Origin of the sequence: Tunicatimonas pelagia (assembly GCF_030506325.1) — a bacterium.
GTDB classification, from domain to species: Bacteria; Bacteroidota; Bacteroidia; order Cytophagales; family Cyclobacteriaceae; genus Tunicatimonas; species Tunicatimonas pelagia.
On sequence record NZ_CP120683.1, the window covers coordinates 955,967 to 978,133 of the forward strand.

The 22,167-nt window shown below is 46.7% G+C and carries 18 protein-coding genes; 2 read left to right on the top strand and 16 right to left on the bottom strand.

Features of this window, described 5'->3' with window-relative positions; genetic code table 11:
• Nucleotides 1-25 precede the first annotated feature (25 nt).
• Entirely contained in the window at nucleotides 26-514 is a 489-nt protein-coding gene (locus P0M28_RS03900; RefSeq protein ID WP_302208194.1) for a copper resistance protein NlpE N-terminal domain-containing protein, read from the bottom strand.
• A 160-nt stretch (nucleotides 515-674) separates the two neighbouring features.
• Here P0M28_RS03900 and P0M28_RS03905 point away from each other — a divergent pair, with 160 nt between their 5' ends.
• Nucleotides 675-1,502: a phosphatase PAP2 family protein gene (locus P0M28_RS03905; protein WP_302208195.1), complete on the top strand. Its 828-nt coding sequence runs from the start codon at nucleotides 675-677 to the stop codon at nucleotides 1,500-1,502.
• 29 nt (nucleotides 1,503-1,531) lie between these two features.
• On the opposite strand, the gene P0M28_RS03910 is transcribed toward P0M28_RS03905, so the two are convergent.
• Nucleotides 1,532-2,107: a Uma2 family endonuclease gene (locus P0M28_RS03910; protein WP_302208196.1), complete on the bottom strand. Its 576-nt coding sequence runs from the start codon at nucleotides 2,105-2,107 to the stop codon at nucleotides 1,532-1,534.
• A gap of 66 nt (nucleotides 2,108-2,173) precedes the next feature.
• Nucleotides 2,174-3,223 (bottom strand): M42 family metallopeptidase, encoded by a 1,050-nt coding sequence (locus P0M28_RS03915; protein WP_302208197.1) that lies wholly within the window; start codon nucleotides 3,221-3,223, stop codon nucleotides 2,174-2,176.
• Between the two features lie 106 nt (nucleotides 3,224-3,329).
• On the opposite strand from P0M28_RS03915, the gene P0M28_RS03920 reads away from it, so the two are divergent.
• Entirely contained in the window at nucleotides 3,330-4,640 is a 1,311-nt protein-coding gene (locus tag P0M28_RS03920; RefSeq protein WP_302208198.1) for a pyridoxal phosphate-dependent aminotransferase, read from the top strand.
• Here the strand turns inward: P0M28_RS03920 and P0M28_RS03925 are convergent.
• From P0M28_RS03925 to P0M28_RS03985, 13 genes are all read right to left on the bottom strand, one after another.
• Nucleotides 4,633-4,956: a hypothetical protein gene (locus tag P0M28_RS03925; RefSeq protein WP_302208200.1), complete on the bottom strand. Its 324-nt coding sequence runs from the start codon at nucleotides 4,954-4,956 to the stop codon at nucleotides 4,633-4,635. The two genes, P0M28_RS03920 and P0M28_RS03925, sit on opposite strands and share 8 nt — an antisense overlap.
• 18 nt (nucleotides 4,957-4,974) lie before the next feature.
• Nucleotides 4,975-5,880 (bottom strand): hypothetical protein, encoded by a 906-nt coding sequence (locus P0M28_RS03930; RefSeq protein ID WP_302208201.1) that lies wholly within the window; start codon nucleotides 5,878-5,880, stop codon nucleotides 4,975-4,977.
• Nucleotides 5,881-6,005: 125 nt separating this feature from the next.
• Nucleotides 6,006-6,620, bottom strand: coding sequence for a TIGR04282 family arsenosugar biosynthesis glycosyltransferase (locus P0M28_RS03935; RefSeq protein ID WP_302208202.1), 615 nt, complete (start codon nucleotides 6,618-6,620; stop codon nucleotides 6,006-6,008).
• Between the two features lie 87 nt (nucleotides 6,621-6,707).
• A complete protein-coding gene (locus tag P0M28_RS03940; protein ID WP_302208204.1) occupies nucleotides 6,708-7,217 on the bottom strand; it encodes a rhodanese-like domain-containing protein in 510 nt (169 codons plus the stop codon).
• On the bottom strand, nucleotides 7,214-7,612 hold the full coding sequence (locus tag P0M28_RS03945; protein ID WP_302208205.1) for a rhodanese-like domain-containing protein: 399 nt from the start codon (nucleotides 7,610-7,612) through the stop codon (nucleotides 7,214-7,216). The genes P0M28_RS03940 and P0M28_RS03945 overlap by 4 nt, the downstream gene beginning before the upstream one ends.
• 32 nt (nucleotides 7,613-7,644) lie before the next feature.
• Nucleotides 7,645-8,073: a DUF1330 domain-containing protein gene (locus P0M28_RS03950; RefSeq protein WP_302208206.1), complete on the bottom strand. Its 429-nt coding sequence runs from the start codon at nucleotides 8,071-8,073 to the stop codon at nucleotides 7,645-7,647.
• 46 nt (nucleotides 8,074-8,119) lie between these two features.
• The gene (locus P0M28_RS03955) at nucleotides 8,120-9,493 is read right to left on the bottom strand and encodes a glycoside hydrolase family 88 protein (RefSeq protein ID WP_302208207.1); all 1,374 of its coding nucleotides are present in this window, start codon (nucleotides 9,491-9,493) and stop codon (nucleotides 8,120-8,122) included.
• A gap of 367 nt (nucleotides 9,494-9,860) precedes the next feature.
• A complete protein-coding gene (locus tag P0M28_RS03960; RefSeq protein WP_302208209.1) occupies nucleotides 9,861-10,883 on the bottom strand; it encodes a DUF5627 domain-containing protein in 1,023 nt (340 codons plus the stop codon).
• A 41-nt stretch (nucleotides 10,884-10,924) separates the two neighbouring features.
• Nucleotides 10,925-12,634: a RagB/SusD family nutrient uptake outer membrane protein gene (locus P0M28_RS03965; protein ID WP_302208210.1), complete on the bottom strand. Its 1,710-nt coding sequence runs from the start codon at nucleotides 12,632-12,634 to the stop codon at nucleotides 10,925-10,927.
• A gap of 18 nt (nucleotides 12,635-12,652) precedes the next feature.
• Entirely contained in the window at nucleotides 12,653-15,577 is a 2,925-nt protein-coding gene (locus tag P0M28_RS03970) for a SusC/RagA family TonB-linked outer membrane protein (RefSeq protein ID WP_302208211.1), read from the bottom strand.
• A gap of 103 nt (nucleotides 15,578-15,680) precedes the next feature.
• Nucleotides 15,681-17,501 (bottom strand): RagB/SusD family nutrient uptake outer membrane protein, encoded by a 1,821-nt coding sequence (locus tag P0M28_RS03975; RefSeq protein WP_302208213.1) that lies wholly within the window; start codon nucleotides 17,499-17,501, stop codon nucleotides 15,681-15,683.
• An 11-nt stretch (nucleotides 17,502-17,512) separates the two neighbouring features.
• Nucleotides 17,513-21,025 carry a SusC/RagA family TonB-linked outer membrane protein gene (locus P0M28_RS03980; RefSeq protein ID WP_302208214.1) on the bottom strand — a complete coding sequence of 1,171 codons (3,513 nt, stop codon included), beginning with the start codon at nucleotides 21,023-21,025 and terminating at the stop codon, nucleotides 17,513-17,515.
• A 68-nt stretch (nucleotides 21,026-21,093) separates the two neighbouring features.
• The gene (locus P0M28_RS03985; RefSeq protein WP_302208215.1) at nucleotides 21,094-22,092 is read right to left on the bottom strand and encodes a FecR family protein; all 999 of its coding nucleotides are present in this window, start codon (nucleotides 22,090-22,092) and stop codon (nucleotides 21,094-21,096) included.
• Nucleotides 22,093-22,167 lie beyond the last annotated feature (75 nt).

Here is a 22,167-nt window from a genome sequence, read left to right on the forward strand (position 1 = left end):
GCTGTAGAGACAAGGTGATATTTTGCTACTTTTTTAGACTGATAGTGCTTTCAACAGTCACTTCCGTTGCTCCCGGAATACTAACATCACCGCTTTCCATTTTTTCTGAGATGTACCACACAGCACTTTCGCTATTCAATGATCGAATTTGATACTGCTTATCTTCATTATCCTGACTGGTTAAAACCAGTGTCTTACCACCTTCTAATTTCCAAGTACCACTTTCATTAGTAGTCAGAAAGCCAAGCTCAGCACCTTCCTGCTCGTAAGTTTTATCATTGTTTAGCTGAATAGTAGTTCCTTCGGGTATACTAAGTATTGCTCCAAATAGAGCCATTTGTTCTGCTGGCAAATCCATACCAGGAATATTAATCTCAGTAGAACTCACTGTCCACTCACCCATCAGATCAGCCTCAGCAAAAATTGCTTCTTCGTCATCGTTACCGCAAGAAAATAGGGTAATAGCTAAGCACAGTGTCAGTGCTGACGAAAATAGTTTTTGTAAATTTTTCACGTCAATAAAATTTTAGACTTGTTAATATGATTATTATTCAAATATACTTTATAACTATTTTATTATTTATATCATTTTAGGTTAAATACTACATCATATTTAAAACTTTACTATTCGTCGTAGATTAAGCTATAGTCCACTTTTAATTTTTTAATCTAACATGAAGATCAATAAGCATCCGCTTTGGTGGTTTCCCTGGGGAACTGCCCTATTTTTTATATTATCCGGACAGTATTTCGCTTATAGTCAGGGTTACGAGTTAAAGACTGCTCGGGAAACTACTTTACTCTCAGTAGGTGCTACTGGAACAGTTGTGGGTGCCATACTCCGCAATAATCGGGAGACACTCAAACTAGCGGAGGTAGAAGAACTCGATATTAACGATGTGCTAGCGTTGGACCAACTATCCGATGGTACCTACCGGGAGGGTGCTAGAATCACTAGTGATGTGTTGGTGGGAGTCTCTCTGGCAATACCGCTCACTCTGTTAGCATTCGATAACGCTCGGGCTGATGCTGGTACATTGGGAGTAATTTTATTAGAAACCCTCGCTATCAACGAAACCCTAACTGGGATTACCAAGGCTCTAGCAGCACGTCCCCGACCGTACACGTATAACAGCAACAATCCTGATGAAATACGCACAATGCGAGGGAATAATTTCTCTTATTTTTCCGGCCATACTTCCTACGCAGCGGCCATGTCATTCTTTACCGCAAAAGTGATCTCAGACTACGTAGACGATCCTGGCATTCGGGCAGTGGCTTGGACGACTGCTGCTATTCTTCCGGCTGCTACAGGTTACTTTCGCTACCGAGCCGGGAAGCATTTCCCTACGGATGTTATAACGGGCTACGTAGTAGGAGCTTCCCTCGGCTATCTGATTCCTCACTTACATCAGGTAGGTCAGGATAGGGTGCAACTAAGTGCTACCGTAAGCAGTCCTCCGGTAATGCAGCCTATGATCCAGGTCACATTTGTTCTTTAAAAGTACGACTGCTTCGCCAGACAATATTCTTACCTCAGCCAGGCTAGATCAAAGGTAAAGCCAGGAAGTACAGTTTGTCCCAAAAGAACTTGGTCAAACCCAATGAACTCTTCAACCTTATTGTCATAGTACGCCCAAACCTTTTCTTCTTTGGGATAAATCAGCCATCCCATTTGGCAGCCATTATCCATCCACTCCACCATCTTTTCCTGAGAAGTTTTCAGCGTATCCGAAGGGGAAACTAACTCCACCACAAAATCAGGACATAGCGGGGGAAATTTCTCTTGTTCTTCGTAGGATAGCGCTTCCCAGCGAGACGTAGCTACCCACGCGGCATCTGGGGAGCGCATGGCTCCATTGGGAAGAAGAAAGCCCGTAGAGGAATTGAATACCTCACCAAGACCAGCTTCTTCGTTCCAGTAGTCTAATTTAGCACTTAATTTACCGTTTCTTTTCCCAGTAAGTCCTCCGGTAGGTGACATAATAATAATTTCTCCGTGCGCGTTTCGTTCAAATCGTAAGTCACGGTTCTCCTGACAGAAATCGTAGAACTCGTCGTCGGTGAACTGTAGACTCTTGGGCAGCTTGATGGCGTACTTTTCCATATACGGAAGATAAGAAATTTTGCTGATACCTGACTACTCCGAAAATTACCAGTAGGCTACTTTTTTTTACCGGTGCGCCCAATCGTATTGATCGAGGGTTTCCAGACAAACTTTCAGCAGTTGGATACAGCCATCAATGTCATCTTTATTTGCCATTTCAATCACTTGGTGTAGGTGGCGGGTAGGAATGGAAATTGCCCCGGCAATGGAACCTTGCTTACCCATCCGTTGCACTCCAGCGGTATCAGTACCTCCAGCAGTGAGTATTTCGGGTTGCCATTTAATATTGTTCTTCTCGGCAGTTTGCTTCATAAACTCTACCATGCGATAGTCGCAGATGGTAGAACCGTCCATTACCTTGATAGCCGCCCCTTCGCCGAGCGAGGTGATTTTCTGATGAGCTTGTGCACCCGGCAGATCAAAAGCGATGGTAACATCTAGTCCGAAGCCAAAATCAGGGTTAATAGCGTGAGCAGCTACGTTGGCACCGCGTAAACCTACTTCCTCTTGCACGGTGAATACGCCGTACACATCGTAGGGTACGTCGCCTAGTTGTCGTAATGTTTCAATCAAAATGAACACTGATACTCGGTTATCAAGCGACTTGCAATTCACACAGTCGCCCATCTCAATTAATTCCCGCTCGCGGGTAATGGGGTTGCCAACACTCACTAGTTCTTTTACTTCGTCGGCTTTCATACCCAAATCGATAAAGTAGTCGGTGGTCTTCGGGTTTTTGTTGCGTTCTTCGGGTGTCATCACGTGGATGGGTTTGCTGCCCATTACACCCACCAAGTCTTTCTTTCCGTGGACAATTACTCGCTGAGCGGTCAAAGTTTTAGGGTCAAAACCACCCAAGGTATGAAAGCGAATGAAACCATTATCATCTACGTGAGTAACCATAAAGCCAATTTCATCCATATGAGCGGCTACCATTACTTTCTTACCATCCGGATTATTTTTACTTTTCTTTATCGTAACCACGCTGCCCATATTATCCACTTCCCAATGGTCTACTAGCGGTTCTACTTCTTTAATGACTAGTTGGCGTACTCGCTCTTCAAAGCCAGGGGCACCGGCTTCTTCACAAATGTTCTTCAGTAAGTCTACGTTCATAATTGTTTTACCGTGTGATTTTAACTTGGAATCGCAATCTGCACTTATTTGATACTATTGCGAGGTCAAAATTACGTAATTTCGCCCGACAATAAAATGAGTAAGCATGAGACAACGGTTACTAAGAGAAGGTGCCAGCGAACTGAGTTACGAAATCCGGGGAATTGTACGAAAAGCCCACCAAATACGGGCGTTAGGTCATACGATTTTTTGGGAAAATATTGGCGATCCCGTGCAAAAGCACTATCAGATGCCTGACTGGATTAAAGAAATTGTGGTATCGCTGGTACAGGAAAACAGCACGTTTGGCTACTGCGATTCTAAAGGAGTATTAGAAACCCGACAGTTTCTGGCTGAGCTCAACAATCAACGAAAGGGAGCGCAAATTACTGCCGAAGATGTGCTATTTTTTAATGGTTTGGGTGATGCTATTTCTAAGTTGTATCAGTATTTGGTACCTACCTCCCGAGTAATCGGACCATCCCCATCGTATTCTACGCATTCTTCGGCGGAAGCTTCTCACGCTAACCACCACCCAATTACTTACAATCTCGATCCAAATAACAATTGGTACCCCGATCTGGATGACCTGGAGCTAAAAATCAAGTACAATCCTAACATCGTTGGCATTTTACTAATCAACCCGGATAACCCTACCGGGGTGGTGTACCCGAGAGAGATTCTGGAAGAAATTGTGGAAATAGCCTGCACGTACGATCTATTTTTGGTAGCTGATGAAATCTACTTGAACATTACCTACAATGGAGCAAAGGCGCATGCTTTAGCCGAAGTAATTGGTGATGTGCCAGGCATATCCATGAAAGGTATCTCGAAGGAACTACCCTGGCCGGGTGCTCGGTGTGGGTGGATGGAATTCTATAACCGCCATCACTCCAGTGATTTTGATCAGTATTGCTCTACGTTGGAAAATGCTAAAATGATTGAGGTTTGCTCTACCAAGCTCCCTCAACTGGCGATTCCTAGAGTGATGAGCGATGCTCGCTATGCTAACTACCGTGAGGGTTTCAATACAGCGATTGGACAACGGAGCCGAATCATTAGCGAGCTACTATCAGATATTCCGACCATTACTTTTAACCCCACCTACGGTGCTTTTTATAATACCATTATCTTCCGCGACGGTGTACTAAAACCTGGTCAGCAACTCGCTATTGAAGATAGTCGGGCAAAAGATTTACTGGAAGGATGGTTAGCCCAAGAACCCGACATGGCATTGGATAAACGCTTCGTGTATTATCTGTTGGCTGCTAAAGGAGTGTGCGTAGTACCTATTTCTTCTTTCTGCTCTGACCTGCAAGGTTTCCGCGTAACACTGCTGGAAAATGACGAAGAAATCTTACGAGAAACCTTTACCCGCATCCGAGAAGCAGTAATTGAGTTTACTGTTTCTATTTAAAGTTATGTTGTCTAAGGCGACTGATAATGTGATCTATTTCTCTAACAACTTGGTTTTTTGCTTCGCTCAATCGCTTTTGTCTACCTCTACCCTCCTTAGATTTATCAAACATTTTGATCTCACCTCTCTGATATGCTTCTAATTTTAAAATATTATGATTGAGAGAAAAATTGCGATCAGATAGTTCTGTAGATGTCAAAAGCTCTTTTACTTCATCAATAATACTATTGAATTCAAACCCTTTAACTTTAGTATCGAGGTATCTTATCCTACTATTTAGACTTTCTAGTTTAGAAATCACCTCTGAAATATTCATATCAGACACAAGTAGAGTTTATAAGTTTCCCTTAATTATCCAGTAATCATCCATATACCGCTCTTTGAGTTCGTAGTTGCGGTTATCCCAAGTTTGCTGCTTGAGTAGGATGTTAGGATATTTACCAGCGAACCAGTACTCGTTGGTTTTGTCGCTATCTAATTGTACCGTTACCTTCCACACGTCATTCACTTGGCTCAGATCGTATTCGGTAGACAATTGTAGACTCTCGTCTTTCGTCGCGGAAAATGTAGCGTTGTAGATCATCGGCTCTTTGGCTTTGCTGCTAATCTGCGATTCAGCCACGTCTTGCTGGAATGAAAGCCCGTCGGCAAAATTTAGGGCGCGTAGTGAGTGAGAAAGCTGATCCTCAAACATAAACCCACCTTTAACTGTCGTCTCGCCTACTCCTTGCCCGTCCCAGTAGCTATTGTAGCCGAATTTATACTGCTTGCCGTCAGCAATAAAATACTTAGCCGTGTTACCGCACCATTCCTGGGAAGAGTTCGTCAGCTTATAAGCGGTAGCGGGCTGATCTCGCTTATAGAAAATACTGGTCATAAAGTGGTAGGGATAATTATCCGTTGGGATACGGGCGAACTTATTGACCTTCATTACCTCAAACAGATCGTTACGGGAGTAGTCATCGGTTTTTACATTGTACTTTTCGTTAAAAGTTTCCTTAACCAAAATGAACGTGTACTCAAAATTACGGGGCTTGCCGTAGATGGTGCGGGTAGCCTGGTACTTGGCTACTTCGGCTTTACCTTGATCCCAAGTAGACTCCTTCGCCCATTCATTATTAAAGTGTTCGGCGGATGGAATTCGATCTTGAGCGTTCCCTCCAGTACAGGCATAGAGAAACCCTATCAGTACAATAGATACGAAGGGCATGAAGATGTTAGTATCAGTAATCTTTTTCATATTGCTGCTATGGTTCAATGGCTCAATTTTCCGATTGCTGATTTGCCGTCGGTTACTGGTAATTAGTTGCTAGTTCTTACCTCTATGCTTTATTCGTAATTTCTATGAAGAAGTTTTTTCATCATCTATCGCAAATATTTGCTTCTCAAAGGTGACTGTTTTAAGTCATCAATTGTATCAATATCATTCAGTGTAGGCAATTCCTTAAGCGAAAGCTTTTGCTCTTGAACATCCTGCCGGGTATCATCAGCCACCGATTCGGTACTCCACGCTTTATCAAAAAACAACGATGAATACAACTGGTTCATTCCCAGCAAATAATACCCGCCATCCTGCGATGGCCCTAGCACTACGTCGTGTTCATGTAAAGTAGCAAAAGCCTCAGTCAAATGTTTAGTAGTCAGATCGAGACAATCGGTGCCGATGATACAAATACGAGAATAGCCTTGATTAAAACCCTGAGCGGTAGCGAGACGCATCCGCTCCCCTAAATCACCCTCTGCCTGTAGTGCTTTCTGAAAATGATCGTTCTCCCACTGATCGTCGGTGACAATGTGCGGAGTGTAGTACACAATTTTATCTTGCGACAACGGCAACGTAACTCTTTGGGTGTGCGCTAGTAATTCTCGATAGACTTCCAGTGCCGGCTCATCGCCAACATCAGCCGCCAGCCGAGTCTTTGCTTTGCCCAACTCAGGTACTTTCGCAAATATGATGAGAAGTTCTTTTTCCTTGGTCATTTGTCTCTTGTGAATGAATAATGAGTGATGATTAGTGATGAATAAATGAAAGTATTAATCATCATTCATTAGTCATTATTCATCATGTTAATACACTTTCACTCCGTTCTTCAGCCATTTAGACCAACTACGGTTGTAGGTATGTACACTATCGGTGGGTTGATTTTTTGAATTGATAACTTTTTTGCCCTCATTTTTCCACTGGAAAATGCCACCATACAGATTATAGACATGCTGAAAGCCCGCTTTCTTCATAGCCTCACCTACCCGTTCGCTGCGGTAGCCTACTGAGCAGTAAACGATGACGGTATCTTCTTTAGAAAGATTGTCTAGTTGATCAATATCGTACAAATCATAGTCAACAAGCTGCGCCTCGGGCAGATGACTTACGTTGTATTCTTCGGGGGCGCGAGTATCCAGCAGTACCACATTCGTAGGTTGTTGCTGGAGGCTGTCTAACGTGGTTGGCTGCATTAGTGGAACAGTGTTTTCGTACAGCGAAGCCAGCTTCTCATCGTATTTTTTTTGTCCACAAGCTGAGAGCGAAATACCTCCCAGAAGAGTTAGCCCAATCGCTATCCGTAAAAACGCTTTCATTCTTTTTCTACGTTAAACCCAGCAGTTTGCCAGCTACGGATGCCCCCGTTTAAGTTCTTCACATCTTGATAGCCCGCTTTCAGTAGCTGCTGAGCCACTCGTCCACTGCGACCACCCGATAAGCAGTATACGACGACCAGGGAATCTAGTGGAATATCCTGCACATCACTTAACTGAAACGTAGCGTAGTTGACAAACCGGGCATTTTCTAAATGACCACTTTGGTATTCTTCTGGCGAACGGGTATCCAAAACCACCACACTATTATCTTCCTGCACAAGTTTCTGCAAAGCATCAGCCTCAATCAGAGGCACTTCCGATTGAGCACAGCTTTCTACGGAAGGCAGAACAATGATCCATAAAAGATAGACGACTATTCTAGCGGGTGTTTTCATATCTCCTGATCTCTCACTCTTCAAAATAGTACCTACGGGTATTTTTTGTCCTCAGTTATGGGAAGTAATCTTGAGTCTTCCAGTGCGGCTGATCTATGTCCGGCAGTTTTCAGATAATCTTTATTCTGGGAAAATTCTATAAACTTCGCGACGGACTGATGTTCAACTAACAATACCGCATCCCACTTCTCGGATTCAGGGTCAATCAGAAAGTTGTTACTCTTTCCGTAGAAGATAATTTTACTGCCAGCCTTTTCTAACTCGGGTAAAGTACAATCCATATAAAGCTGGTACGCCTCTTCGCCGGAAATATTCTGGTTAGGTTTCAGTGATTCCAAATTTGTGTAGTCCGCCTGGAGCTTGAACCGCAGCAGATTCATCATTACCACTTTCCCCTTGTCATGGAAGGTCTGATAAAATCTCTTCCCTGCTTCTGAAGTAGCATCTAGATATTTTCTCATATTATCCCTCTGTACCAACTATTAATTTTCCCCTTTCACTTATCAACTAAATGAAAAATGTGTAGTACGGTTCATTGTTAGCTAGCCGATGGGCTAGTAAAGCTGCTTCACGAGCATGGTAATCACCCCACATGCTAGACTCACCGTTAGCGACTTTGCTGCCTTCGGGCACATAATCCCAGCCGTTGGGTTGGTGGTAAATGGAGTGCAAAATTAACCCCTGATGATCAGCATTGGCACTCAAATATGGTTCGCGGAATAATGTATCTAGTACAGTAAGTCCGGCCTGAAAATACTTTTTACCACTTTCGTCTTTGCCTTTGCTCTGTAAATATTTTCCTAACCTTAATAGTCCCTGCGAAGCAATGGCAGCCGCTGAGCTATCAATCGGTTCGTAATCATTGTACGGATCAGACGGATTGTCCAGATAATCACCTAGCTGATGAAGGTTGGGGGCACCTGTATCCCAGTAAGGGATGCCATCAGTGGGCGAATATTCTATGTAAAAATCGCAGGTAGCTTCGGCAGCTTTTAACATGAAGCTTTCAATTTCAGCACGCTCGCCGTAACCGTTTAGTTCTTCGTCGCTGAGTGTCTCTAGAAATTCCAGTTCTTCAGCAAAGCCGCACATGGCCCAGGCCAAACCTCGGGTCCAAGTGGAGAATCCGGTGTAACCCTGTTGAGAATTGGGGCAGCGATAGTTACCATCTTTGGTATTAAAAACACACTCATGCGCCGCTCGGCCGCGAATATCATAGGTGTCGCGCCCCTCGCCGTAGAAGACGGAATAGTCAGCGGTAGCTTTCAGGTGCTGCAATGCCCGATGCAGCAGATTGATCTTCACATCGTTTTCGGTTTGCAGTACGTGACCTAACTGATGCGCCACCATCAGCGCCCGACACGAGCGGATAGTATCTACAAACAGCGAGTGCGGCCCGTTGAAAGAATGGATAAACCCTCCGCCTTTGGTCTTCGTCCAGCGAGTAGCCTGAGCGGCTCCCGAGGCTTTCAGTGCCATTTCGTAAAAGTGCTGCTCCCAATCGTTCTGAGCAGTTTTTCCTTCCCGCATCAAGCGGTGCAGGTTGCCGTAGGTGCTTACATTATTGAATCCGTGGTCGTGTACTCCGATGTGGCTCACGTGCGTAGCCATTACCTCAACGGTTTTATCACGACCAATCGTTAAAAATTGTTCATCACCGGTAGCATCAAACTGTAGTATAGCCGAGCCGTACTGAAAGCCCTGTGTCCACTCGGTCCAACCGCGAGTGGTATATTTTCCTTTTACGGTGAAAACGGGTGAGCCTTTGGTGGCATCGTAGTGGTTTTCAATATGTAGTATTTTCTGACCCGATAGTTCCCAGAAGGTGTCTAGTAATGGTTGTAATGATTCGGGGGTAAGTTGGTGGTTAATCTTCAGCATAAATAGTAAGAATTTGCCCGAAGATAGAGAGAATGCGTTATCGGGGCAAGCTGAGAAGTAACTACTTAGGGCAAATGCATCAAAATCTGGATATGCTGATTTTAGAGAGTATGGGCACTTTCACACCTCACCTTCTCTTGAGCATGTAAAGCAAAAACTTACTTTATTAATTGGCAAAGCTATTTGAATATTTTGATGCGTTTGCCCTGAAAATCCGTAGATCGCTTCTGGTGTAATGAATAATTTTGTATGTATCGCTATTCTATTCAGCGAATCCAGGCGCATGTATTGTCTTCTCTACGTTTAATCAATACTGAGCACATGTAAGCCTTAGTCTTAGCAGAACAGGCGACTAATATCACTCGTATTATTCCTTCAGCTCTACCGTAAATTCTTCAAAGACTACGGTCCGATCGCGAATGACAAGAGTGTCCTTCACGCTGTGGGTTTCGCTATTGGCTACGTCGGTGTAGTTATAATCTAGGTAAATCACGTCACGGGCTTTGCCGCCCCATTCACCGCCCCCTTCTATAAACTGGGCACTTCCTGCAATCTGATAGGGGTCATCAGTGGCACTGCTAATAGTACCCGTGTTTTCGCTACCAAAGCTTAACTCCATCATTAGGTTACCGGGGCTGCTGTTGTCGCCTCGTCGCACAATGTTTTCTAGCGTGACCGATCGCCGACCAGTGGTATTGACCGGAACTACCTCGTCGCGCACTACGAATTCGCTGATGTAGACGTTTTCTACCGTGTTACCGGCAGCATCGGTCATTACATCAATACCCCGGCGTAAGTAATTTCCGTGGTAGGGGTTGATATACTTGATACCGAATAGTGTGTAATCTTTGGGTAACTGGTTCCAGTGAGCCGGATTTACCCGGTCGGGGTTAGCCACTACGCTCTCACCTGAAAGTAACGTATCCAAACCCTCCAATTGAGTGATCCGCACCGGGATTACGTAGTTAACTCCCTCGCCGTAGGCAAGCGGATCATCGAAGAAACCGCCTGTCAGCTGTATCGGAATAATTCCTTTCATACTGCCCGACGGAATGGTTAGCGGACTTTGTACCTCGGTAGTATAGTACTCCCCAGGAAGTGCCTGCACATTGGCTACATTATCCAGTAAGCTATTATCAATCTCAAAGTGTACGCTACGGGCCTGATCATTCTCGTACACTCCCGCCATCGTCATCCCAATCTCAAATTGTTGGTTGTTGTCATTCTCGTTGATTCCCTGATCGTAATTACCCAAAATTAGCGTTCGGATGGGGGTTTGGTAGGGAAAGTAGCCCGCCGTGGTGCCGTAATCCGGATAAACAACCTCTTGGTTTTGGCAAGCTACCGCGCCCAGAACCAAGAATGATAGTATTAAATGTTTGATATTCATATCGTAAATATTTTACAGTGTATCACAGTTATTTAAAGGAATTACCAGCCCCGGTTCTGCTCCAGCGCACTAAACTTCACTGTTTCTGACTGGGGAATTGGGCCATAAATAGCTCGCTCGCCGTACTGCCGAGGTTCCACATCTAGCAGGGTATACTGGTTACCATTGAATAAAATACCGTCTACGCCCTCGTCTAAATCTAGCATCCAGCGGCGCATATCCCAGAAGCGGTGCCCCTCAAAGCAAAGCTCCAGGCGACGTTCATTGCGAATGAGATCGCGCATAGCAGTTTGGTCAGTAATGGTTTGTAGATAATTATCGGGCTGTTCAATACCCGCTCGCTGGCGAATAGCGGAGATGATCTGGCGGGCAGTCATCCCGCCCACGGCAAAGTCTGGTCCACCTAACTCGTTGGCAGCTTCAGCTAATACCAAGAATATATCAGTGTAGCGAAGGAACACCAAGAAATGCTCTTGCGAAGTGATGGAACCATCGTTATTGATAACCACGTCGGGGCGCAGAAGCTTCTTGAGATAGTATCCGGTTCGGGTAGATAATCCCAGAATGGCATCTACCTGGTCTATACCTGCTCCCACTCCCGTAAAAATGGTATTGTCGCCGAGGGTATTTCCGTTGTACAAAATGTACTGGGCTAAACGAGGGTCACGACCTTCGTACGGGTTACCGACATCGTAGCCCGAATTAGGGTTAGAAATAGGGTACCCATTTAGCATTGGGAAGGCATCTACCAAGTTCTGAGAGGGGTTCACGAAGCCATCACCGTTCAGTGAAGGTGGAAACGCTACTTCCTCAGCAAAAGAACTGGCTCCCACTGAATTTCGCCATAGAATCTCTGATAAATCCCGATCGCTATTTTCGTCGTAGAATGCAACTCCACCGGGATCAAGACCGGCTATACCACCAATATTATTGATAAGCTCTGCCGCCAGATTGGCTGCCTGCTGGTAGTAATCGCCCTGACCGTTCAGAAACGCCGGACTAGCAGCTAGTAAGTTGAGTTTGGCCTGGAATGCCTTAATAATCCTTCCACTAATCCGCAAGCGGTTGTTGTCACCGAAAACGAAGCGGTAGGCTTCAGGATCGTAGGATTCGTAGCGAGCGGGAATGTCAGCCGCATTGTCGTAGTCCATCGGTAGTAGCGCGAGTGCCTCCTCAAAGTCGGCATTGATCTTCGCCACGGATTCTTCAAAGCTAAGACGAGGAATATTGAAGTCGCCCGCCGGATCAATAAATTCAGTATAGTACTGAATGCCCAGCAGCTCGCCAGACTGGCTTGCCCCGGCATGTCCCTGAAGCACGTACATATGATGTACCGCCCGCATGGCCAGGGCTTCTCCCCGCAAGCGAAGCTCAAATAACTCGTTCGTAGCCGTATCACGCTTCCACTGCACATTTTCAATGGTTGATATGAAACGGTTGATGTAAAAGATGGGTTCGTACTTATCCCAGCGGCTCACCGGGTTAAACTGGGCTGCCCACTGCCCTACTGCCATTTGGCGAAGGCCATTGTTGATATTATTAGTCACTGCATCATCGGTAGCCACTTCGGTAAATTGGTACTGATTAATTAAGCCTACGTAGGCATTTATCAGCACCCCTTCAGCAAAAGCCGGATCAAAGTCCAGACGGTCAGCATCTAACACATTTTCGTCTACGGGTTCAATCAACTCCTCGCAACTGAAAACCCCTACTAGGGCAATTAGGATAAAATATTTATATAGATTTTTCATATTTGCAGTAATGTTAGGTTAGAAACTAGCCCGTAATCCGGCGGAGTAGGAGCGGTACATCGGCTCGCTACCAATGCGTAACTGGCGGATGTCTCGGTTCTCAGCTAACTCTAGCAGATTATTTCCAGCTACGTAGATACTAATGTTCGCCATATTGAGCTTACCGACCCAAGTACTCGGCAGTTGGTAGGTCAGCTGCGCCCGCTGGATGGTGAAGTAGGAATTGTCGTACATCCAGAAAGTTGAGTTTTGGAGGTTATTATTACTCTGCTGAGACGATAGCCGGGGGTAGGTAGCCGTAGCTGCCGTTTCTTCTGTCCAACGATCCAGTACCACCTCCGAGTACTTATCAAAGCCATCTACCCAGAAGTAGCTGCTATTTCGCTGTGCTTGACTCCCTACCTGGCTCACTCCCAGCACAAATAAACTTAAACCCCTGTACTCTAACCGAAGGTCAGTGCTGAACGTCCAGGGGGCAAACCACCGACCAATCTCCACTTGGTCGCGATCATCTATGGTACCATCGTTGTTCTGATCCTGGTAGCGAATGTCGCCCGGGCGAACGCTACCGTAGGCTGATTGAGGTAAGCCTTCCCGTAAGGAACCGTCTTCGGTAAAGTCATCAGCGGTATAGAAGCCCAGGTCTTCCAGCCCCCACATGGCATCGGCGGGCCGCCCTTGGCGGAACTGGTAGCTATCTTCGTACACTTCATCTACCAGCAGTCGCTCGGTTTCGGCGTAAGTGGCTCGTGCCCCTACTCCAATGCCTAGCTGACCAACTTGCTCAGAAAGCTGTACGCCCATTTCCAGTCCCTGAATACGGGTTGCATTGTAGTTGCTGTAAGGGGTAAAATCATCGTAAAAAGATGGGAACTGAGTAGTAAGGCGGGTAACCTGATTATCAATATCGGTACGGAAGGCGTTCATCTCTACCCAGAGGTTGCCGAATACTGAACCTTCAAACCCAAAGTTGATGTCCTTGCGCTGCTCAAAGCCAAAATTAGGGTTAGGTCCCTGCTGTATCCGGGTGACTTGGTTGGTGAATCCATCGGCCCAAGCGTAAGTAGATCCACCTTGCGCGTAGATTTCCCGGTACAAAAAGTAGTCCGATACACTTCCACCGAGGTTGAGATTACCCGACGTAATTCTTATGTCCGAATTTATGATACCGGCGGTCGCCCTGATTTTCAAATAGTCAATCCAGTTAGCTTCACCCAGAAAGTTTTCTTCGCTTAGTACGTAGGCAATTCCGGCACTGGGCGAAAAAGTACCCCGGTTGCCCTCTGGTAACTTCACCGAATTCACGTAGGCCGAACTAACATCAAGAAATAGTTTATTGTCAAAGCTGTAGTTCAACTGTAATCCGACGTGGGCATTCTTTTGGGGCTGAGCTTGGTTCTGAAGATAGGTGTTATTGGCGTAACCAATCAGCGAGGCACTAATGCGGTGCTTCTCAGCTAACTGCCTATCGTAATTCAGCATTCCGTAGAAACCATAACGGGTTAGGAAGTTTTGGGTGTTCACGCTTTCGGTAAGGTCGCGTAGGTCTTGTTCACCGATACGGTTAAGCCCTACAATCATCCCTTCATCCCAAGTAGGCTCGTACACTGAGTAAGAATTATTCACCGACTGGGAGTAGATATTGTAGAAGTCAAAGCTTACGTAGGTTTTGGCCGAAAGTCCCTTCACAAACTGGTCCAGGTCAAAATTAATGGCGTTATTTACCTGAGTGATGCGGGTGATAAACTCCTGATAGCCACCCGCTAATGCATCAGCAATCGGCGTATTATTTTGAAATGCTTGAGCACCCCCCAGCAGATTCCCCCCATAAACATTAGCTGCCGCCAATTGTCCGGCCAGCGCAGGGTTACCTACAGTGTCTATCAGGGAAACCGGTAGTAACGGGGCGAATGTCTCAGGTCTGCGGATGGATGCTTCCCGGAACCAGTTGCCCCGGGCGGTTTTTCGGGTCCTTACCATAGACACTACATCCAGGCTACTGGTAATAAAGTTGTTGACCCGAAAGTTGATGTTCCCCCGAACATTGAAACGGTGGTCACCTGCGTTAGCTTCCGGGTTGAGACGAAGCAGTGAGCTGGAGTTATTGTACCCCATATTAATATAGTACTGGGTCTTTTCACTTCCGCCCGAGAACTCAGCAATCGCATTGACAAAGGACAAAGACGGGTTGAGGTACTCTGAAGAGTAGTAGTCAACATTTGGGTAGCGGTAGGGATTTTCGCCACTACGGAAGTTATCAATCAGCTCTTCACTAAAAGCAGGGTTGAGTCCGTCATTGAGGCGGGCTTCATTGAATAGCTGCATATAGTCCGCTGAACCTAAGTAATTTGGTAGGGATACCGGACGGGATACTCCGTAGCTGGCGGTTACGTTGGCGCGACGGTAGCGGGCGTCTCCCCGCTTAGTAGTTACCACTATTACGCCGTTGATCCCCATTGTTCCGTACTGGGCCACGGCGTTCGCATCTTTGAGCACGGTAATTTGTTCAATTTCCTCCGCGTTTAGTAAGTCAATGGACCGACCGGGAATACCATCTACCACAATCAGGGCACCACCCAATCCGCGGATATTATCGCTACCGTATACTCCCACAATTCTTCCCAGCAGGGCATCCTGCACCCGCTGGGTATTGTCGTAGCCCAAATAAGAATCCGGACGAATGGCCGATACCGCCCCCACTACCTCGCGCTTACTTTTCTTATTGAAGCCCAGATCAATTGTGTCGCTTAGCTGAAACCTATCCCCGGCATTTTCTATCAGTGCCTCCGGTAAGTCCATCAAGGTACTATCTACATTTTGTCCGAAGGAAGTAAATGCTATACCGAGCAAGCAGTTCAAAAGAAGCACTTTGCTGAGAATATCCCCCTTCCCGCCTTTTTTAAAGGGGGATTGTATTTTGTTAAGTTTTAGATGTATTGTCATAGTTTTTTAATTATTAGTCCACGGCTCATAGTCTACAGTCCACAGTTTATTGCGAATCAACTATGGACTATGGACTGTCGACTGTTGACTCTTATATTTTGCCTTACCATCCTGGATTTTGCCCGAAACCAGCGTAAAGCTGCGTATCATTCTGGGGAAAAGGCAGCCAGTAGTGTTTCTCTTCAAATACCTTGGTACGGATCACTTCTTCCTGAAAGAAAGTACGCCCCTCGTCAAAGCGAAGTCCGGTTTTTTCTTTGTACCGATCCAGTTCGCCGAGCCGCCACCGTCGTAAGTCCATCCAGCGATGACCTTCCCAGCTTAGCTCTACCGCCCGCTCCCGCCGTATTTCGTCCATAAATTTCTGGTTATCACTCGCAAACTGTACGGCACCTACTCCAGCCCGATTTCTTAGCACGTTGATCGCCTGCTCGGCGGTTAGGGAATAGAATGAAGGGGCTTGCTGGGCACCGTAGGCCGCGTGGGCTGCTTCCGCGTACATCAGGTATACATCGGTAAGTCGCATATGCAAGCGGAAGGGTAGATAATTGCCTATTTTATTATCAAACTGATTGAACGAAAGCCCGTACCACTTTTTAGAAAGATAGCCGGTTTGGCTGCCCAAGTCTACCGTCGGAAAACGGTGGGCACCACCATCGTAAAGCTGGGCAAAGCGATGCACCTCATTGTCACCGCTGGCCGACCCCAGGTTTTCCACCATCTGGTCGCCATCTACTACTACCCACTTGTAAAATCGGGGATCCCGTCCTTCCCAGGGGTTGTTAGGATCGTAGTTGGGACTATCTTCGGTAGATAAGCCATCGGCCATGCCAAAGTTGTAGTGGATATAATTATGAGTAGGAAACTGCGTATCGCGCTGGTCGCAGTGGCTGCCGATTTGAAAACCTTGCGCCAAGAAGCGGGGAAACCAACCGATATCACCCGATTGGCTAAAGATAAACTCGGTACTACCCGGATAAATGTAGCCCGTAGTCCCGCTAAAGGAATAGAATACATCTTGGTAATTATCCATTGTGGCCAATTCGTAGCGTCCGGATTCGTCCAGCTTTAGCACTTCGGCAAAAGCCTCGGTTGCCATTTCGCAGAGCTGCTGATCGTAATCGTAGGGGTCAGTAGAGCCTTTCATCAGCGGGCTAGCCGCAAACAGTAAGTTTTTACCCTTAAAAGACCAAGCAGCTCCTTTAGTAGCCCGAAACTGATTGATCCCTTTGGTCTTTTGCCCCGCTGGATGGTTGTCCCAGTCGGCAGGCAATAGTTGAGTGGCCAGCGCAAAGTCATCGTCAATGGCTAACGCTGTTTCCTTGTATGTTTCCGGACGCGCCAGCTCCCAATCTTCCGAGTCTAACGATCGGTCGATGTAGGGGATGCGCCCCCAGAATTTCATAATCTCGTGGTGAAAAAAGGCGCGGAAAAAGTAAGCTTGCCCCAGCAGCACATCTTTCTCTTCCTGGGTAGCATCTACAATCAGATTGGCATTTTCAATAATGAGGTTGGCTTTCCGAATACCCGCCCAGCTACTTTGCCAAACCCCGGCTCTTCTGAATGGTAAGTTGTCGCCCGTTTTAGGATTCTCATTGTAGAAATAGGTACCAATGCCAGTGCCTCCGGTGTTAATCCAGTTCCAGTAGCGACCCTGGTCAATGTGGAAGTCGAACTGCCAGTTTTGGTTGCCAATGGCATCATCACCGTAGCACATGTAGCCCTGCCAGTGAGTTGCGGTACCGTAGTTTACCACCATCGCGTACATTTCCTCCACAAAACCCTGCACGTTGTCAAAGTTTTTGAAGACTTCCTCTTGATCTAGGTTCGTCTCTATGGTTTTATCCAGATAATCCTCACAAGCGGTAGTCATCAGTAGCAGACTACCTAACATCCCCGCTAGTTTTATATAAAATCTATTCATAATGGGTCTTTTTAGAAGTTTATGTTAAAGCCAACATTGATCCGGCGGAAGGTAGGATAGTCGCCCCGCACGTGGGTTTCACCGTTTTGCCGATTACTTTCCCGATCGTCGGGCAGGTTCGACCATAGGAACAGGTTGTTTCCACCGACGAACACTTTGTAGCTGTTTCCATTTCTTCCTGGAAAGTTATAGGCGATCTCCACGTTCTTCAGGCGGACAAAGGAAGCATCAAGATAGTCGCGGTAGGAGTCGGTATCAGCCCCACCCTTCCACTCGGGTAGTACTTCGGTACCCGTAGGATTGTCCACTGTCCAGTAGTCCAGGTTATGTGCGAAGTAGAGGGGCGTGTCCTTATGAAAATCCCAAACGGTATGCCGCTTGGTAACATTGAAAGCCCCGTAAAACTGAACCATCACCGATAGGCCGTGGTAGTCGGTTCCCACCGTCCAGTTCCAGGTGTTAATTGGCTGTTCCGGATAGCCGTAGGGTGCCCGGTCGGTATTACCATCGTGGCGGCCATCAGAGTTGAAGTCTACTTGATCGTAGTAACCCGGACGACGGTGTTGCATGTCATCAACCAAGGGCACCGACATGTACACATCGTCCCAGCTGGTGATTAGCTCTCCGTTGATTGACCGTTTGTTAAGGCCAATGGGAAAGCCTTCGGTTTTGAGGTGGGCATCCAGTAAAACGGGCTCTTCCCGAAATTCAATTCTACTACGGGCTTGGGTAAAGTTGATGTTTGACCAGAGCTTTAGATTCGGATTCACGTAGTGGTTGAACCCGAGGGCAATTTCAATTCCTTCTACCGAAGTTCGGCCAACGTTCAAGTCAGGCGCACTGAACCCTAAGAATGCCGGAACGCTCCGGTCATTTCCCTGAACGATAATATCATCACGCTCTTCTTGAAAAACATCCACCGTAGCGGTAACCAAGTTGTTCATAAGCGTAAGGTCAAACCCGAGGTTTGCTTTGGTCGAGGTCTCCCAACGAAGATTAGGGTTGCCGATGACATCTTCCCGATAGAAAGTGTAGGGCGAACGTTGCCCCCAGGGGTTAGCGTTATTCATAAATGCCTGCCCACCGGAAGCCCACTGGGAGATATAGCCCCAGCGCCCTTTGATATCGTCATCGCCTACTACTCCGTAGGAACCACGTATTTTCAACATATCCAGCCAACCGGCTCCTTGCATAAACGGCTCGTTAGAGATAGCCCAACCCACTGCCGCCGAGGGAAACAGTTCAAAGCGGTAACCCGGCCCAAAGCGTTCCGAGCCATTGTAAGCTCCGTTTACATCCAGAAAGTAGCGTTCGTCGTAGTTGTACGTAGCCCGGGCCACCCAGTCTTCGCGGTAGCGGGGAAACATAGAGCCTTTGGCGTATTCTTCCCGGTTCATCAACAGTAGTACACTGGTATTATGCTTCCCGCCGAAAGTTTGCTCGTAGTTCAGCGAAAACTGGTAGAATAGTCGCCGTTCCAATTCACGATCATCCATACTAATAGGCCGATAAAACCAAGGTTGGGTGACAAAATCAAACTGGTTCTCACCCGGTGGGGTAATAAATAGTTCTTCACCATTGTCGAGATAACGCTTAAAAACCACATTATCGGTTCCGCCCGGATTGCTCTCGCTCACTCCGCCCCCGCCTCTGAAGTTATTATCGTAGGCTAAGCGACCGTTGAACGTAAGCCCTTCCAATAGAAAGTCCAGGTCTTGCTCCAACATAATATCTGAATTCACCTGGATACGGTGGTTCTGCCGGGCTCCTTTGGTGGTCATTACCATCAGCGGATTGGTGGTATCCCAAATATCCGCCGGGTCTTTTCCGTAGGTTCCGTCTTCGTGAATAGGATAGAATAAGGTAGGAGCCATTCCGTAGAGGCTGGAGTACACCAGCCGCATATCGTCGTTGCCTACCGATCGCTGAATGCCGTAGAAACCGGAAAGATTTACCGATACGCGGGTGGTTTTGGTAATATCAAAGTCCACGTTGCTACGGTAGTTAAAGCGGTCGTAACCAAAGTTCGGCTGGTAGGTCCGTCCGTTATCGTAGGCTGCGCCGTCAAATATATCACCCACACGCTGGTACGATAGTGCCCCGAAGTACTGGGCAAAGTCGCTCCCCCCGCGTACCGATAGGTTCACGTTATGATCCATCGCAAAGTCCTTGAGTACCACATCGGCCCAATCTACGTCAGGGTACCGCTCCCGCTCAAACTGGTTGGCCGGGTTCCGGTGCCGCTCCATAATTGCCCGGGGCGTATAATCCGCCCACGACTCTTCCGTGCTACTCACTTCGCGTTCAATGGCATCGTTGGCAACCGCCAGACCATCGAAAGCACTGAGTTTCTGAGGTATTTTAGAGGGGGTTTTAAATGCTGAGTTCACCGATAGCGATAACTGAGGCTTGCCCTTTTGACCCCGCTTCGTGGTAATCAGAATCACTCCATTGGCTCCCTTTACCCCAAATACAGCAGTAGCCGAAGCATCCTTCAGCACTGAAATTTTTTCAATATCGTTAATGTTGACATCGTTCATACTCCGCTCAATCCCATCGACCAGCACCAGCGGCTGCCCGCTTCCATTCCAGGTACTCCGTCCCCGAATAAAGATCTCAGGATCTTCCTCCCCCGGTCGCCCGGTGGTGCTTACTGTAATCACACCGGGAACCCGTCCGGTAAGCGCCTGCCCGACTGTACTAACCCCACCCGACTGCTGTAATACCTCTCCGGTGGTTTGCACGATCGAGCCAACTACACTCTCTTTTTTCTGCTCACCATAGCCAATTACCACTACTTCGGATAGCGACTGCACATCAGGGATCAGTTCCAGATTGATGACAGATCGCCCTTGTATGTCAACTTCTTGGGTAGTATAACCAATTGATGAAAACACCAGCGTGGTGGCATCATCATCAATGGTAAGCTTATAGTTTCCGTCAATATCCGAGACTGTACCGGTAGTCGTCTCTTTTACCAAAACATTCACCCCTGGCAGCCCCTCACCACTCTCGTTATCAATCACTCTACCACTGATGGTCTGAGCCAGAGCCTGCTCGGTGGTTCGTAAGCTCTGATTCTCAAGTTTTGATAAGTAGCTTAGCTGTTGAAAACGTTCGTCTTGTTGGTTTGACTGCAGCTCTCCTTTCAATACTGGTAGCGCCTTCCGCTCTTTTTGTTGATCGGCTACAATTACATAATGATCTTCACTGATCTTTTTGTACGTAAGTGATAAGGGAGGCAACAGTTCGTCTAATACTGCATCTAAACTCTGGTGCGCCAGTTCGTCCATCAGCTCAGCCGCCACAAACTTATTCTTCACCAATTGGCTATTGAAGTTGAACCGTACCTGATACTGATTGCCTAACGATAAAATAATTCCAGATAGCGCTTTTTTCTTCTTCTGCAATGGAAGGTAACTACCGCTCATTTTCGCCACTGAGGCTAGCTGCTGGGCGGAGAGGCCCGATGCTACCAACGCAAGCAGAAAGATGAGAGAGACACAACGGTGGAAGTGCTTCATAATGTGTATTGTTTTAGGTATTGTACTTTTACTACTTAAGTCGTCGGTCACTAAATATGCTGAAAGTGCTAGCGACTATCTATGGTGATTGTTTGCTCATTTTGGGTAATATCAAGGTCAAAGCTTATTGATAGAGTTTGCAGTAATAATTCTGATTGGTCGGCTGGCACAGAGCCAGTAAACAGAAGCTGGGCTAGACTATCACGCTCAAATTGGACTTTGTAGCCGTAGTTATCGCTCATCAACTGAGCAATCTCTTTCAGGGAAGTATCTTTAAATACCAGCAGATTATTGCGCCAGGAGGTATACAGTAGCGTATCTACTTCTTTTTGATCAACATGCTGATTTTTGGCCTCGTACTCTATCAACTCACCCGGTTTCATAACCCACTCTTCCGACAGCTGACTATCATCTGACAGCTGAACTTTTACTTTGCCAGAATTAAGTACCACCGTTGCTTTTTCTTCCCGACTATTTACGTTGAATTCTGTTCCGAGCACTTCTACTTGCAGCTCATGAGCGGTATGAACAATAAATTTCCGATGGTCTTCGGTATGGGTTACCGAAAAGAAGGCCTCACCGTTTAGCCACACCTCTCGCACTGAGTCTTCGGGCGTATTGCTGGGTACCCGAAGTGCTGAGTTAGCGTTTAGCACCACTTTGGTACCATCGGGTAATGTGATAGTTTTCACCTCGCCAAACGAGGTGGCGTAGAGAGCCGTGCGAATTTCGTAGTCGTAGTACCACCAGCCAATACCCGCCAAAAATAAAAAGCCAACGAAAGCGGCAGCAATCTTCCATCCCCATGCAACAAAGCGATGCTTCGGTCGGGCCGTAGTTACCGAAAGCGCATCGCGACTTATAATTTGGCTGAAGATATCATCTGATCGCTGCTCATCCAGCTTGGGAAACTCACCCAGCTTTGCTCTAACCTCATCTATGTGAGGAAACGCTTCGCTGCCATCAGACGCTCTTAGATACTCAATAATAGTTTCTATCTCTTCCGGAGTACACTCATCAGCGTAGAATTTTACGAAAAGTGATTTAATGTAATGCGGGTCGTACAAGGTTAGCGTATTAGAGGTTGATACTTCTAATACCCACGAGTGAACCTAAGGGACGATCTTCTAAAAAATATTTTT